Origin of the sequence: Paracoccus marinaquae (genome assembly GCF_018860165.1) — a bacterium.
GTDB lineage: Bacteria > Pseudomonadota > Alphaproteobacteria > Rhodobacterales > Rhodobacteraceae > Paracoccus > Paracoccus marinaquae.
This window is the reverse complement of the sequence record NZ_JAHKNG010000138.1, coordinates 1-692: the sequence shown is the minus strand read 5'-3', so window position 1 is coordinate 692 and position 692 is coordinate 1. Positions and strand designations below refer to the sequence as shown.

At 71.4% G+C, this 692-nt stretch carries 1 protein-coding gene; it reads left to right on the top strand.

What is annotated here, in order from left to right; genetic code table 11:
* Nucleotides 1–692 (top strand): electron transfer flavoprotein subunit alpha/FixB family protein (locus tag KNW02_RS20685; RefSeq protein ID WP_431356783.1); only part of this gene is annotated, 692 nt, incomplete at both ends.

Below are 692 nucleotides of genomic sequence, written 5' to 3'. Positions count from 1 at the left end.
TTGAACGCGGATGCCACGGGCAAGGCCGTGGGGGCGCTGAAGGGCCTGGGCGATGTGACCGTGCTCTGCGCCGGGGCCCATGCGAGGGACGCCGCCGCCGGGGCCGCGAAGATCGCCGGCGTCGCGAAGGTTCTGGTGGCCGAGGATGCGCGCTATGGCCACCGCCTGGCCGAGCCGACGGCGGCGCTGATGGTCAGCCTCGCGGGCGATTATTCGCATATCGCCGCGCCGGCCACGACCGATGCCAAGAACGTCATGCCGCGGGTGGCGGCACTCCTGGATGCGATGGTGATCTCGGATGTCTCGGCGGTGATCGATGCCGAGACCTTCGAGCGCCCGATCTATGCCGGCAACGCCATCCAGACGGTCCGCTCGAAGGACGCGAAGAAGGTGATGACCGTGCGCACCGCCAGTTTCGAGGCGGCGGGCGGGGGCGGCGCGGCCCCGGTGTCGGATGCAGCTCTGGCCGAGGATCCGGGCCTGTCGGCCTGGGTCGGCGACGAGGTGGCGCAATCCGACCGGCCCGAGCTGACCTCGGCGGGGCGTGTCGTCTCGGGCGGTCGCGGCGTCGGGTCCAAGGAACAGTTCGCGATCATCGAGGCGCTGGCCGACAAGCTGGGCGCGGCGGTGGGTGCTTCGCGTGCCGCCGTCGACTCGGGCTATGCGCCGAACGACTGGCAGGTCGGGCAGAC